This is a genomic window from Paraburkholderia sediminicola (assembly GCF_046026895.1).
In the GTDB taxonomy this organism is placed as follows: domain Bacteria; phylum Pseudomonadota; class Gammaproteobacteria; order Burkholderiales; family Burkholderiaceae; genus Paraburkholderia; species Paraburkholderia sediminicola_C.
Map to the genome: position 1 here is coordinate 146,935 of NZ_JAQQEU010000008.1, position 12,800 is coordinate 159,734.

At 60.4% G+C, this 12,800-nt stretch carries 15 protein-coding genes and 1 pseudogene; 11 read left to right on the forward strand and 5 right to left on the reverse strand.

Annotation, left to right across the window (positions count from 1 at the left end; translation table 11 throughout):
• Window positions 1-389: 389 nt before the first annotated feature.
• Entirely contained in the window at window positions 390-551 is a 162-nt protein-coding gene (locus PQR02_RS08515; RefSeq protein ID WP_408228288.1) for a hypothetical protein, read from the reverse strand.
• 55 nt (window positions 552-606) lie between these two features.
• On the opposite strand from PQR02_RS08515, the gene PQR02_RS08520 reads away from it, so the two are divergent.
• The gene (locus PQR02_RS08520) at window positions 607-735 is read left to right on the forward strand and encodes a hypothetical protein (RefSeq protein WP_408228291.1); all 129 of its coding nucleotides are present in this window, start codon (window positions 607-609) and stop codon (window positions 733-735) included.
• Window positions 736-1,409: 674 nt separating this feature from the next.
• On the opposite strand, the gene PQR02_RS08525 is transcribed toward PQR02_RS08520, so the two are convergent.
• Window positions 1,410-1,940 carry a DUF1269 domain-containing protein gene (locus PQR02_RS08525; protein WP_408228294.1) on the reverse strand — a complete coding sequence of 177 codons (531 nt, stop codon included), beginning with the start codon at window positions 1,938-1,940 and terminating at the stop codon, window positions 1,410-1,412.
• Window positions 1,941-2,398: 458 nt separating this feature from the next.
• On the opposite strand from PQR02_RS08525, the gene PQR02_RS08530 reads away from it, so the two are divergent.
• Window positions 2,399-3,052, forward strand: a complete 654-nt coding sequence (locus PQR02_RS08530) for a BON domain-containing protein (RefSeq protein WP_408228296.1) — start codon at window positions 2,399-2,401, stop codon at window positions 3,050-3,052.
• A 190-nt stretch (window positions 3,053-3,242) separates the two neighbouring features.
• Complete coding sequence (locus PQR02_RS08535; RefSeq protein WP_408228299.1) at window positions 3,243-3,935, forward strand: type 1 glutamine amidotransferase domain-containing protein; 693 nt, start codon at window positions 3,243-3,245, stop codon at window positions 3,933-3,935.
• Window positions 3,936-3,970: 35 nt separating this feature from the next.
• Here PQR02_RS08535 and PQR02_RS08540 read toward each other — a convergent pair whose 3' ends face one another.
• Window positions 3,971-4,747, reverse strand: a complete 777-nt coding sequence (locus PQR02_RS08540; protein ID WP_408228302.1) for a helix-turn-helix domain-containing protein — start codon at window positions 4,745-4,747, stop codon at window positions 3,971-3,973.
• A 246-nt stretch (window positions 4,748-4,993) separates the two neighbouring features.
• On the opposite strand from PQR02_RS08540, the pseudogene PQR02_RS08545 reads away from it, so the two are divergent.
• The 3 genes and pseudogenes from PQR02_RS08545 to PQR02_RS08555 form a co-directional block, all read left to right on the forward strand.
• A pseudogene (locus tag PQR02_RS08545) lies at window positions 4,994-5,089 on the forward strand (IS66 family transposase); the annotation flags it as partial.
• Between the two features lie 103 nt (window positions 5,090-5,192).
• The gene (locus PQR02_RS08550) at window positions 5,193-5,465 is read left to right on the forward strand and encodes a dehydroquinate synthase/iron-containing alcohol dehydrogenase family protein (RefSeq protein ID WP_459252048.1); all 273 of its coding nucleotides are present in this window, start codon (window positions 5,193-5,195) and stop codon (window positions 5,463-5,465) included.
• A gap of 772 nt (window positions 5,466-6,237) precedes the next feature.
• A complete protein-coding gene (locus PQR02_RS08555; RefSeq protein ID WP_408228305.1) occupies window positions 6,238-6,732 on the forward strand; it encodes an MgtC/SapB family protein in 495 nt (164 codons plus the stop codon).
• A 90-nt stretch (window positions 6,733-6,822) separates the two neighbouring features.
• Here PQR02_RS08555 and PQR02_RS08560 read toward each other — a convergent pair whose 3' ends face one another.
• Window positions 6,823-7,257, reverse strand: coding sequence for a PRC-barrel domain-containing protein (locus PQR02_RS08560; protein ID WP_408228308.1), 435 nt, complete (start codon window positions 7,255-7,257; stop codon window positions 6,823-6,825).
• A gap of 46 nt (window positions 7,258-7,303) precedes the next feature.
• Here PQR02_RS08560 and PQR02_RS08565 point away from each other — a divergent pair, with 46 nt between their 5' ends.
• From PQR02_RS08565 to PQR02_RS08585, 5 genes are all read left to right on the forward strand, one after another.
• Window positions 7,304-7,435 carry a hypothetical protein gene (locus tag PQR02_RS08565; RefSeq protein WP_408228311.1) on the forward strand — a complete coding sequence of 44 codons (132 nt, stop codon included), beginning with the start codon at window positions 7,304-7,306 and terminating at the stop codon, window positions 7,433-7,435.
• A 104-nt stretch (window positions 7,436-7,539) separates the two neighbouring features.
• A complete protein-coding gene (locus PQR02_RS08570) occupies window positions 7,540-8,115 on the forward strand; it encodes an HdeD family acid-resistance protein (protein WP_408228314.1) in 576 nt (191 codons plus the stop codon).
• A 193-nt stretch (window positions 8,116-8,308) separates the two neighbouring features.
• Window positions 8,309-8,941 carry an Hsp20/alpha crystallin family protein gene (locus PQR02_RS08575; RefSeq protein ID WP_408228317.1) on the forward strand — a complete coding sequence of 211 codons (633 nt, stop codon included), beginning with the start codon at window positions 8,309-8,311 and terminating at the stop codon, window positions 8,939-8,941.
• 30 nt (window positions 8,942-8,971) lie between these two features.
• Window positions 8,972-9,706, forward strand: a complete 735-nt coding sequence (locus PQR02_RS08580) for a hypothetical protein (RefSeq protein WP_408228320.1) — start codon at window positions 8,972-8,974, stop codon at window positions 9,704-9,706.
• Window positions 9,628-12,462, forward strand: coding sequence for an ATP-dependent Clp protease ATP-binding subunit (locus PQR02_RS08585; RefSeq protein ID WP_408228323.1), 2,835 nt, complete (start codon window positions 9,628-9,630; stop codon window positions 12,460-12,462). Before PQR02_RS08580 ends, PQR02_RS08585 begins: the two co-directional genes overlap by 79 nt.
• 54 nt (window positions 12,463-12,516) lie before the next feature.
• On the opposite strand, the gene PQR02_RS08590 is transcribed toward PQR02_RS08585, so the two are convergent.
• Complete coding sequence (locus tag PQR02_RS08590) at window positions 12,517-12,789, reverse strand: UBP-type zinc finger domain-containing protein (protein ID WP_408228326.1); 273 nt, start codon at window positions 12,787-12,789, stop codon at window positions 12,517-12,519.
• Between the last annotated feature and the right edge of the window lie 11 nt (window positions 12,790-12,800).

The window sequence follows — 12,800 nt, forward strand, 5'->3', positions numbered from 1 at the left end:
GTTTCTGCTCAGATGTGTCACCATCCTGAGGCCACCCGGTCCATCGCGCCATCGGGGGCCGGATGCGGCCCTGCCGTGCCCTTAGCTACTCTGCCGCTTTCGAAAGATTTCAGTTCAAGACCAACGCAGCACGTCGTGAGGGACCTGGAGATTGGGCAACCTATCAACTCCGACCAGTGCTCAGAAGCCGCGGACGGCGTTGCACGCGAAAGCGAGGGCAGAAGCCGGTACCGCTTTCACGCTCTGTGACAAGGCAAAAAAGAGCTTTACCATCTACAGCATGCCGCATAACGCGCGGCTGACGGCGACACGTGTCGCACCCGCATCTACCGTAAGACTTTCCGAGTTGTCGGGGCGCCTCGAACAAAATCTACCGACGACGATGGAGTTTACTTCTTCGCGGGTTGCTCGGGCTCCGGGTGAACGGCAATTGGATCGCTCGCAGGAAAGGTCTCTTCGAGCGCTTCGTCGAGTTGCTCGTCCAGGGTCTTCGGCGCTTCCTGTGCCTCGGCTTTCGACTTCTGGATGTCGACGCGACTTTCCTTTGTCATGTTGTGCTCCATAAGGGAACCAGCGGAATTTCGCTATTGCAGCGGCGTTGCGTGCATGCAGTCACGCTTATTGGAGGTGGAGATCGCCACCTTCATCCCGCAGATCGAAAATCGCGGCATCGACGACGTCCAAATCCACGTCACTGATCTTGCTGGGTGGCGCGAGATACCGGCGCTTGCGTGAAGCAGGAGATGCTCGACACCACGGGTCTCGCGTGCTCGACCCCGGCATCGCGACTAACAAGCTGCTCGCGAAGATCGGTTCTGAGTTGGACAAGCCTGAAAGGCTCGCCTTTCTGACGTCGCACGATCTGGCATGTAGACACTCTCCGGGTTTCTCGATTTGGCCGCGCTTCGCGTGCTCGCCTTGGAACCCGAACGCTAACGGCGGGCATTACCTAAAGGGAACATGTCGCTCGTTTCACACACATTTTGTACTTCTCGCGCGCTTCCGTCTTACAAGCGACCTGTATCTTGGACGCCGCGCAGACGGCTAGGTCGAGTGCCTTGCCTTCGGCGCATAGCGATCTTATCTGTGGGCAATTCACATAGACGAGCCCTGACAGGACGACCGCTGCGAGCGCCGCAATAGTGCTGCTTCCTGCTTTCATGCCATCCTCCACCGGACGCGCCCTACGGGATTCGAACCGGTGACCGACGGATCTCAACTCCGGACTTCAATTGCGGTCATATCAGTCTTCGGAAATTTAAGCGTGAGCACCCTCCAATGTCGAACTGCGCGTCGATGTTGTCGACGTCCACACGGTGTGGTCCGCATAATTGTCGGAGTGTCGATCCGAGCCACATGCGAACTTCAACAGAATTCGAGATCACAACCCTGATGCAGCGCAGGGGCGCTCATGCTGTCGTGCCGCTGCTGTCCAGGCTCTCTAGCGCCTTCTTCAGGCGTTCCTCCTGATCGTTCGTGAGAGATGTCCTTAATATCTTTCCGCCGAAAGGCTTCAGCTCTGGCAGGACCTTGTCGAAATTCACGCGACGCACAAGGATGAAGAGCGCCGACGAACCCGGCTCAATGTTCTGGCCCGTCGAACGCATGAAATCGTCATCGATCCCATAGTCCGAGAGCGCGCCCGACAACGCGCCCGTGCCAGCACCGATGGCCATGCCTGTTGTCAGCCCGACGAGCGGATTGAGCAACATCAGCCCAACCAGCGCACCAAACAGACCACCCCAAGCCGCGCCGCTGAGCGCGCCGATCTTGACGAGATCGACGGCTTGCTTGAGGTGTACTTTGCCGTTCTGGCTACGGACCACGATGCAGGCATCCTCAAGGTCGATCAGGTGCTCCTTCTGCATCTGCTGGAGCTTGGTCAACACCTGGTCGGCCGTGTCTTCGCCTTTGAAGCTTACAACGACTAGATCGCTCATCGATTTACTCCTTTTCTCTGGGAAATAAGCCGAGACCCTTCCGCGGCACGACGGTTTAATTCACGCCCAGTGCCGCGCGCAAGCTGGTCGACCGCGCCGCAAAGGAGCGGCGGTGCCAGCCAGCCATGCGTGTCGCGGCCGGCACGCACCGTCGGATGTTGACGGTGCCATTGATGCGATGACTATGACATCAAGACTAGGTTCTTGCCGGGTGCACTTCTTCCTCATTCCTGCGAAGACGTGTCGGATCTCTGCAGCTCCTGCTGCGCGGATTTCAGATATGAACGTACGGCAGCATTCCGAAAAAATTGCGCAGGCGCAGGAAAGACAATCGGCCCGACGCGCCCTACCGTTGTCCTATCGTGGACGGATGCGTGTGGCGCTGCGCGTGGCCCGCCTGCGCGCGTTAGTCCATCAACAAACCGGTTAGTCCATCAACAAACCGACGAGGAGCAGCGATGAGAACCGACGACGAGATCAAGCGGGACGTGGAGTACGAACTGAATTGGGATCCGGACATCGATGCATCAGATATCGGGGTGGCGGTCAAGGACGGCGCCGTCACATTGTCCGGTTTCGCGCGCAGCTTCCGGCAAAGGCGCAAGGCTGAGGAGGACGCGACGCGTGTGCGCGGCGTGCGGGGGGTGGCAAACGATGTGGAGGTGCGGTTGCCGCTGATCAACAAGCGGCCCGATCCGGAGATCGTGCGCGAGATCATTGCCCAACTGAAGGCCGAGCTCCCTTATTCGGCGGACGACATCAAGGTAGTCGTCAGGGACGGAGATGTGACGCTGAAGGGCGAAGTCGAATGGGACTACCAGCGCCGCCGCGCGGCCGACACGGCGCTGCGGGTGAGCGGCGTAACCGGCCTGACGAACGAGATCGAGATCAAACCGAAGGTCAAGCCCGAGGAACTCAAGCGCAAGATCGACGACGCGTTCAAGCGCAACGCGGAAGTCGACGCACAGCACATTACGGTCGAGGCCGAAGGCAATAAGGTCGTCCTGCGCGGCACGGTCCGCTCGTGGGCCGAGCGCGAGGAGGCCGAGCGGATCGCATGGCTTGCCCCCGGTGTGATGCAGGTCGACAACCGGATCACCATCGATTACTGACGGGGGTGTGCTGGAGACGGGCGGCTCGATTGTGTACCGTCGTGATCGAGGGGCGGGAAAGCACACAGCACCAAAACCGGTAACACCCTCAGCGCTCCTGACAGCCGCCTATACTGCCAGAATGACTTGGGTTGATGACACTGCTCTTCGGCTCGTTGCAACGTGAATTGAACGGACTCGCGAGGTTGTCATGAAAATCCTGGTGGTACTGACTTCACACGACCAACTCGGCGATACGGGCCGGAAAACCGGATTCTGGCTCGAAGAGTTTGCCGCGCCTTATTACGTGTTCAAGGACGCTGGCGTCGAGATGACACTCGCTTCGCCAAAAGGCGGGCAGCCGCCCCTCGACCCCAAGAGCGACGATCCGGATTCGCAAACCGAAGCGACCCGGCGTTTCAAGAAGGATAACGAAGTGCAAGCGGCCCTGGCAAATACAGCGAAGCTCTCAACTGTCTCGGCCGCGGACTATGACGCCGTGTTCTATCCCGGCGGGCACGGACCGCTATGGGATCTGGCAGAAGATCCGCAGTCGATCGCATTGATCGAAACCATGTATGCGACGGGAAAGCCGGTCGCCGCGGTTTGCCATGCTCCCGGTGTGCTCCATCATGCAAAGGCGCCCGATGGCTCTCCGCTCGTGCGCGATAAACCCGTAACCGGCTTTGCCAATTCGGAAGAAGCGGCCGTCGGTCTTACCGAGGTGGTGCCTTTCCTCGTCGAGGACATGTTGAAGAAGAATGGAGGCAAGTATTCGAAGGGGCCTGATTGGCAATCGTACGTGGTTGTCGCGGCAAGCCTGATTACTGGTCAGAACCCCGCGTCGTCGGAAGCAGCAGCAAGAGCGCTGCTCTCGAGGCTGAAGGAGCGAGTCACGGCATAGGCGACCGGGGCCAGCATCATTGGCAGGTCGATGAATCAGCTACCGGCGTTCCGGCGGGCTAGTCGGAATGCGCGTGGCGTCACACCGCTGTATCGATGAAACACTTCGGTGAAATGCTGCTGAGTCTGAAACCCCGCGCGCGCGCCAACGTCCACCAGGGGAATGGTCTCCTCGCACAACATCGTCCTGGCAAATTTCACTCGTTCGAGTGTCAGGTACAGATGGGGCGGGGTACCTGTCGCCGTTTTGAAAAGGCGCGCAAAGTTTGATGCACTCATGTGCACCAGCGCTGCGAGTTGCGCGACCAGAATGGTTTCGGCTATGTGCTCATTAACGAAGGCTTGAATGCGTGTCAGCATTTGACGCGTAAGAGGCATGTCCGGCTCGGCCGCAGCAGCACAGTGCCCGTAGCGCAGAGCGATGTGCACGGAGATGACATCGGCAAATGAGTCGGCGCAGGCAGCGTCGATGAGATCCGCATGATGCAACGCAGCCAATGTGTCCGCGGTCTCGCGCAGGATCGGGTCCCAAAACCTGGACCATTTCGGGACCGCGTCAAACGCTTCCTCCGAGACTTGCCCAAGTACGCCCGGTTTGAGTGCGATAACCCATCCCTTGAGATCGTTGTCAGCGACCGTGGCCAGCTGCGCCCCGGCCGGAATAACTGCGACAAATGGTGCACTGATCAGGATTGAACGACTCGTTCCGTGGTCGTCGCAGCCCGCAGCCTGCGCGACAGTGCTACCTGTCGGTATAACGAGGCGAAGTCCCTGCATCGGACTCAGCCCGCCATCGGTGAGAGCGACATTCATCGGTTGGCAGCGTAACCCGTGATCCGGGGTCGACCCTATTTCTTGGTTCATGATAGGCAGAAGTCTCCTCCTTGATTCGTCGCACGTTTAAGGTTACGTCGAATTCAAAGTTGCTTAAGGCAGATTCGTAATATGGGCGGCAACACCCCGACTTCGTAATGGAGATGCTGATGAGCTATCTTGCTGGGCACCTCGGAACGACGCTCGACATGCTGTTAGCCAGAATTCGAAGCAATCCATGCTCCTGAAGGCATTCTGCAAGCTGACGCTTACGCCGGGTATTGCGTGGCGTTCGAACGCAGTCAGGTTCGCGAAGCGGCATGTCTTGCGCACCGCACGCGCGTCCGCGGTCTGGGAACATCGATCACACGAGCCGTGGGTAAGGCGATCGCGCTCGAATCGCCTACCGATCATCGCGGTCCCGACCAGCTGTGCAGGCTCAGAGATGACACCGATCCATGGCCTTGCCGGGGACAATCTGAAAGGTATGGGACGCGACCTGCGTGAGTTGCCGAAGACGGTGATCTACAACCCTAAGCTGTCATGTGAATTGCCGCCCGGCTTGTCTTTCGTGAGCGGCCACAATGCCATTGCGCATGCGGCGGAGGTGTTGTACGCCCATGACAGCAATCCAGTCATGTCGCTGATGGCCGAAGACGGAATACGTGCGTTGGCGACAGACTGCGCGGCATCGAGAACGAGCCCCAAAGCCTGTTAGCGCGCAGCGATTGCTTCTGCGGTGCAAGGCTCTGCGGCTGTGTGCTGGGGCACGTGGGAATGGCGCTGCATCAATAGCTTTGTCATGCTTCTGGCGAAAGCTTCAACCCGCCGCACGTAAGCGCACGCGATCATATTGCCTTACGCACTGGCATCTAACAGCGCGGCGTCGCCTGAGGTCATGATGTGAATCTGCCACGCACCAGGCGGCGAGAGCGCTGCGCATGGTGTCTTCGATGCCTGGACAATGGTTCGGCGTTCCATCTGGCTTACGCGAGACTTGCATGCAGGAATTTGCCCTCCTAAAGCGTGCGAAATAGCCATGTCGAGTCCCTCTTGGAATCCGCGATCTATGTGCTTTTCGCGCTCCAGCGCGGCTGCAAGCGCGGTCAGGTAGTTGTGAAGTGCACTGATACTGAAAAACGTCCTCCACGAGGCAGTCACCACTTCGGGTCAATTAAACTTTTTGCTGCATCGGCTTACTATCAAGCCACATCACGGTATGAACGTCGCACGCTTCGCGGAGCAGTTCCCGAAGCTCGAGCGCTGGCGCGAGTTGCTGCATATATGTGTGCGCGCAGCACCGCATCTGCGCCACTGCAACGGCGACCGATTGCTGCGGTCGCAAGAGGATAACCGCGGTTTACAGGCTAACGGGTCTCCTGAGCGGCGTTTGACGCTCAAGCAGCTCGCTACTCTCGACGCTAGACTGTAGCGAGCAGCCAGGTGCTCGCCGAGCGCGACGTTACCAGGAAACCTTAGCGGGGGTGCCGATGATTTCACACGTGCAATTGCTTGAGGCGATCTTGCGCATGGTCGCGGCAGTGCTGGTGGGTTGTATCGTCGGGCTCGATCGAAACCTGCATGGCAAGCCAACCGGCGTCAAGACGCTAGGCCTCGTTGCGCTCGGCTCCTGTCTCGTCACGATGGCTGGCCTGTCCTTCGAACTACACGGTTTCACCGACGGCAGCGACGCCGGCCGTGCGATCCAGGGCGTCATTACGGGCATCGGCTTTCTCGGCGCCGGTGTGATCCTGCAAGACCGCGCTACCGGCAGGATCAGCGGCTTGACGACGGCGGCTTCGATCTGGGTCAGGGCCGCGCTCGGCATTGTGTGCGGCATCGGCGCATGGCAGATTGCGGGCATTGCCACCGCCCTGCTCCTGCTGCTGCTCTCGGTGGGCAGCAGCATTGAGCGTGGTTTGCACCGGCGCTGGTTAGGAAAGTCCTCTGAAGAGCAGGCGGCGATCATGCGGCACGACGAATAGTCACGCACAGGCGCGCTGATTGACGCACTGCCCATGGATCGAATGTGCCGCGCGTCAAATGCATCGATTGGGATGGGTGCGAGACATATGTCAGTGATGCTCGCTGTAGTCGGACCTCGGTTTAGGTGTCGCGCGTACCTTTGCGTATTGAAACTCGGGCAGCGCCTTGATCGCATCTTTCGTCGCACCGGCGAGCACCAGTTTGCCATTGACGAAATCGAGCTGCTCGATCGGAATGGCTACATCGTGATGCGACACCCCCAGAAACTGATTTGCGGCGACGATTGCAAACGATACCGACCGGTCGGGTGCCACGATAATGTCATGAATGACGCCGACACGCTCACCCTTTTCGTTGAAGACCGGCTTGTCCATGACCGACTTTCTCACGCTCCAGCCTGCGACGATCGCGGCCGACTCTTCCACGGTGACACCAAGCGGCTGCGTGCCGGCCACCTGGGCGTGAGCGTCCAGAGGGAGTCCGAGCGACGACGCGAGCAGCCATACAAGCAGATTCGTTTTCATGAGATTCGCTTCGTTACGATGTTGAGGGTGCGACACCGTGCCAGCAATGATCACGCTAATGCCGGACCGTGCGCGGCGTAAGTTCATGTTAGAACGCCTCACGGCGAGCCGCTACAAAAAAGCGGTGATGGATCAGGTTATTTTCGTGCATCGGGATGCCATTGAGCACGCGTCCTGAACGAACGCAGAATCGCGAAACGCATGGCAGAAACGCGAAAGAATCGCAGATGCGCGGAGCCTAGACTGAAGTTCATCACCTGACGGTACAGCTTGGAGTCCCATATGGATGAACTGCTTGGACGCGCTTGGTGGATGCTCATTCTGCGTGGCACGTTAGCGCTGCTGTTCGGTATTCTGGCGCTATTCTGGCCCGGTCTCACTCTGCTACTGCTTATCAGCCTCTTTAGCGCCTATGCAATCGCCGGCGGCATTGTCGCGATTGTCGCGGCCATCCGCTACCGCGCGACGCACGGCGGCTGGTGGGTGCCTTTGCTGTTCGGTATCTGCAGCATCGGCGCCGGTGTGATAGCCGCGATAGTGCCGGGCATTACCACGCTCGTACTGGTCGCCGTCATCGGCGCAAACGCGATTCTCACCGGCGTATTCGATCTGATCGCAGCAACGCGGCTGCACAGGCGCCTGCGCAATGCGTGGATGCTGCTGCTAACCGGAGTGCTGTCCGTGCTTTTTGGCATTTTCGTGCTGCTCTTTCCGGGCGCCGGCGCACTAGCGCTCGTCTGGCTGATCGGCGTGTATGCGTTGTTCACGGGCGCGCTGCTGTTCGTACTCGGCATCACTGCGCGCGCCTGGCACCGTGACGGCCTGACCGGCGAGCCGCACGCGCCATTGCATCCGTAAACGCACCGTTCGGGGGCACTCGCGGGTCAGAAGATCATGCCCGCGGCCACCCCCGCACCGGACTGGTTCCGCTATCGCGGGCGATGCCGCGCCGGCCGCGCCCCTCGCATGCAGAGGGCGAATGGACTGCCCGTCGTCTCCGGTGGTCCAGCGTCAGGTCTGGCACTGGTCTACCTCACGTAAGGAGAATCACATGCTTCTGGATCTCGACAAATGGAATCCGTTCCGGTTTTTACGCTCGCACCCCGCGCAAAAAAGCGCATCGGGCGAGACCGGTGCGCCGCGCATCAATCAGGAGAGCGCCCGGCAAAATGGGCAACAGACGGGCGGCACGCAAACGGGTAACGGGGCACCGACGGCAGCGGCTGCTGCGCCGGTACTCGCGCCTGCCGGCTGGCCGCTGCCTGATCCGATTCATCTGTTCGCCGAATTGATCCGCGATCCGTTCGGCGGGCGTGGACCGCTCGGGAGCTGGTTCGGCGACTTCAGCGCGAGCGAGTTTCAACCGCGGATCGACGTCACCGACGAAGGCGACGCACTGCGTATTGTCGTTGAATTGCCGGGCATGACCCGCGACGACGTCGAACTCGAAGTGATTGAAGACATGCTGATCGTCAGCGGCGACAAGCGCTTCGAATCGACCAGCGAAGAACAGGGATGCTATCGGGTCGAGCGGTCGTTTGGACACTTTCAGCGCGCGGTCCCGCTGCCCGCGGGCATCGATCTCGATCGGGCAGAGGCCAGATTTGAAAACGGCATGCTGACGCTGCGCGTGCCCAAAGCGGCCGGAGAACCGGCAGCGAAGCGGCGCATCGAGATCAAATAGCATCGTCCGTACTCCACGGTAAGGCCTATCGTGAAACAACTCGTCAGCTTCCAAAGTCTCGATGATTCGGTCCACGCAAGCATCGAGCAGCAGATTGGTGAACGGGCCGCGCACCATCCGAAGCGGCATCTGCACCCGTCTTCGACGGAACTGGTCAATTTGCGGGCGGTTGTCGAAAGGGACACTCCGTGCAGCGGCGACGCTTATCGCGCAAAGCTGCGACTGGTACTGTCCACTGCCACGCGAACCGCCGGGGAAGAAGCCGAACACGTGGCGGATTTCATCGCCTTCGCGGGCATCCCGGCATATCCATTGAAGAGGGTGCGCCGCACGCGCTACGCTGGTCGGGATCCCAGACGGGGTCGGCGAGGCGCACAGCAGATTTTCGGATTCTGGCAACCGGACCAAACGCTCAAGGCCGAAGACGCGCTGCCCGGCAGCGGCGAAGAACCCGAAGAGGCAGCGAGCGAGCATGCCGATGCGTTCCTGCGCACGGTTAGAGGAACTGGGTGTCACGGGAACAACGGATCGATCGACGTGCCGTCCACTGGATTGCCTCGTTTCGAGTGCAGCGCGAGCCCAGCGCGCAAACAAGGCGACATCGGAATAAGCAGCGGAACAGATATTTCCACCCACCCATTACCCGCCCGGGAAGCGATGCCCTCGCGGACGAAAAGGAGATCATCATGGCCGAGTGCAGTGTTTGTGGAAAGCCCGCAACCTCGCAGATCACGATCACCGAAAACGGCCAACGCCGTCAGCTGATGCTGTGCGATGAGCACTACATGGAATTCATGGCGCGCAATCAGCGCCGCCTGTCGCCGCTCGAGTCCCTTTTTCACGGTGGACTGTTCGACAGTCTGTTCGACGACATGTGGCCCCAGATGGAAAGCGGCCGCGGTAGCCGGTCACGCATCGGACGCTCGCCTGGGCAATCGGGCGGCGCGGAGCAGGGTACCGGCGCCGGCAGCGGGCAAATGGGCGATTCAGCGGGCGCACAGCCAGGCGGCCGGACACGTCGGCATCGCCGGGCGCGTGAAGCGGTGGACCTGCAGACGTACCTGAGCCAGAGCGGTCTGGACCGCCTGCAAGCCGCGGCGCAAGCTGCGGTGGAATATGGCAAGAACGAAGTCGATACGGAACACCTGTTGCTGGCGCTCGCCGATAACAACGTGGTGCAGGAAATCCTGCGCGAATTCAAGCTTGATCCCGAAGAGATCAAGAAGACGATCGACCAGACCGCGCCGCGCGGCACCCGCAAGGAGCCGAGCGACAACGAGCAGATCGGCGTGTCGCCACGCGCCAAAAGTGCGCTGGAAAATGCGTTGAAGTCGTCGCTGGAACTGGGTCACAGCTATGTCGGACCAGAACACATTCTGATTGGGCTCGTCGAGGAGGAAGACGGCTTTGCAGGTGAATTGCTGCGCAAGCTCGGGCTGTCGCCGCAATCGCTGCGGCAAAAAGCAGTCAAGGTGGTCGGCAAGGGTGCCGAAGACGGCAAGATGGAAGACCGCTCCACCACGCCCACGCTCGACAAGTACGCGCGCGATCTCAGCGCGCTTGCGCGTCAAGGCAAGCTCGATCCGGTGATCGGCCGTGACAAGGAAATCGAAACCACCATTGAAGTGCTCGCGCGGCGGCGCAAGAACAATCCGGTGCTGATCGGCGAACCCGGTGTGGGCAAGACCGCAATCGTCGAAGGCCTCGCGCAACGCATTGCTCAGGACCAGGTGCCGGAAGTGCTGCGCGGCAAGCGCGTGGTCGAACTGAATATCAATAGCGTCGTGGCAGGCGCGAAGTATCGTGGCGAGTTTGAGGAACGCGTCAAGCAGGTGCTGGATGAGATCGTCCAGAATCAGGACCGTCTGGTCGTCTTTATCGACGAACTACATACGATTGTCGGCGCCGGCCAGGGCGGCGGCGAAGGCGGCCTCGATATCGGCAATGTCTTCAAGCCCGCGCTCGCTCGCGGTGAGCTGCACCTCGTGGGTGCGACCACGTTGAACGAATACCAGAAGTACATTGAAAAGGACTCGGCATTGGAGCGGCGCTTCCAGCCCGTGATGGTGGCTGAGCCCAGCGTCGAGGAAACGATCGAGATTCTGCGTGGCCTGCGCGACCGGCTCGAAGCGCATCACAAGGTGAAAATCACAGAAGGGGCGATCGCTGCGGCGGCAAAGCTCTCCGACCGCTACATCGCCGCGCGCTTTTTGCCCGATAAGGCAATCGATCTGCTCGATCAGGCCGCCGCCCGCGTGCGCATTTCATCGAATTCGCGTCCGCAGCCATTGCACGATATCGAGGCGAGCATCCGCCGCATCAAGCAGGAACAGGACTCAGCCAGCGCTGCAAAGCAATTCGATAAAGCCAAGGAATTGGAAGAACGGCTCGTCGGGGAACAAAAACGGCTGCATGAAACCACTGAAACGTGGAAGAAGGAGCGCGGCACCAGCTCGCAGGAAGTGACCGCGGAAGACATTGCGCAGATCGTTTCGTCGCTCACGGGCGTACCGTTATCCGAACTCACTGCCGAGGACCGCGAAAAGCTGCTGCGACTGGAAGACCGCCTGAAGGAGCGCGTGGTCGGCCAGGATGAAGCCGTCTCCGCGGTCGCCAAAGCGGTGCGGCTTTCGCGCGCCGGTTTGACGGAGGCCGGCAAGCCGACGGCGAGTTTCCTCTTTCTTGGACCTACGGGAGTGGGGAAAACCGAACTCGCAAAGGCGCTAGCCGCTTCGGTATTCGGCGACGAGAACGCGCTGGTGCGCATCGACATGAGCGAGTATTCCGAACGTCATACGGTGGCACGGCTGGTTGGCGCGCCACCCGGATATGTCGGCTACGAGGAAGGCGGGCAACTCACCGAGCGCGTGCGGCGCAGGCCATATTGCGTGGTGCTGCTCGACGAAATCGAAAAGGCGCACTCGGAGGTGCACAACCTCCTGCTGCAACTGTTCGACGAAGGGCGGCTCACCGACGGCAAGGGACGTCTGGTCGATTTCACCAACACGATCATCATCGCGACCAGCAACATCGGTTCACAGCTGATCCAGGACAACATGAAGGCTGACTCGAAGCAGCTCGACTATCCTGAGCTGCGCGACCGGTTGATGGAAATCCTGCGGCATCATTTCAGGCCGGAGTTTCTCAATCGCGTCGACGAGGTGGTCGTGTTTCGTGCGCTCGGCAAGGAGCAGATCCGCACCATCGTCGATCTGCAGCTTGCGCGCGTACGGCGTACGGGGCTGGCCCAAGGCATCGATCTGTCGTTCGACGACGGCTTGCGCGATCACCTTGCGCAGATCGGCTATGACCCCGAGTTCGGCGCGCGGATGCTCAAACGCAAGATCCGTCTTGAGGTGGAGTCGCAACTCGCCGACGCGCTGTTGCGAGGCGACGTGCGCGACGGCGACAAGGTCACAATGACCTATGACTCGGGTACGCACTCCGTGCGTGTGCAGAAAGGAGCACCGCCCACAGAAGCGCCCAGCGAGGCGTCGAAGCAGGCACCGGCGCATGCGTGACGCTGGCGTGCTGAAGAACGCGACGCCGCCCGCCAGGTTCGGGCGGCGTCGCCGTCAGGATTCAAGTTCACCTGCGACGATTTCGTCGCGATAGCACCAGATCCACGTTTCGCCGGGCTCGATTGAGCGCACCAGCGGATGGCCGGTCGCGTGAAAATGCTTGCTTGCATGCCGGTTGGGCGACGAATCGCAGCAGCCGACGTGTCCGCACGAAAGACAGAGCCTCAAATGTACCCACGGCTGGCCAAGCTTCACACAGTCCTCGCAATAGTCGATGGACGTGTGGAGAATGCGGGCCTCGCCCAGGTGCGTGCAACCAGGGGTCATGATCGTACTCC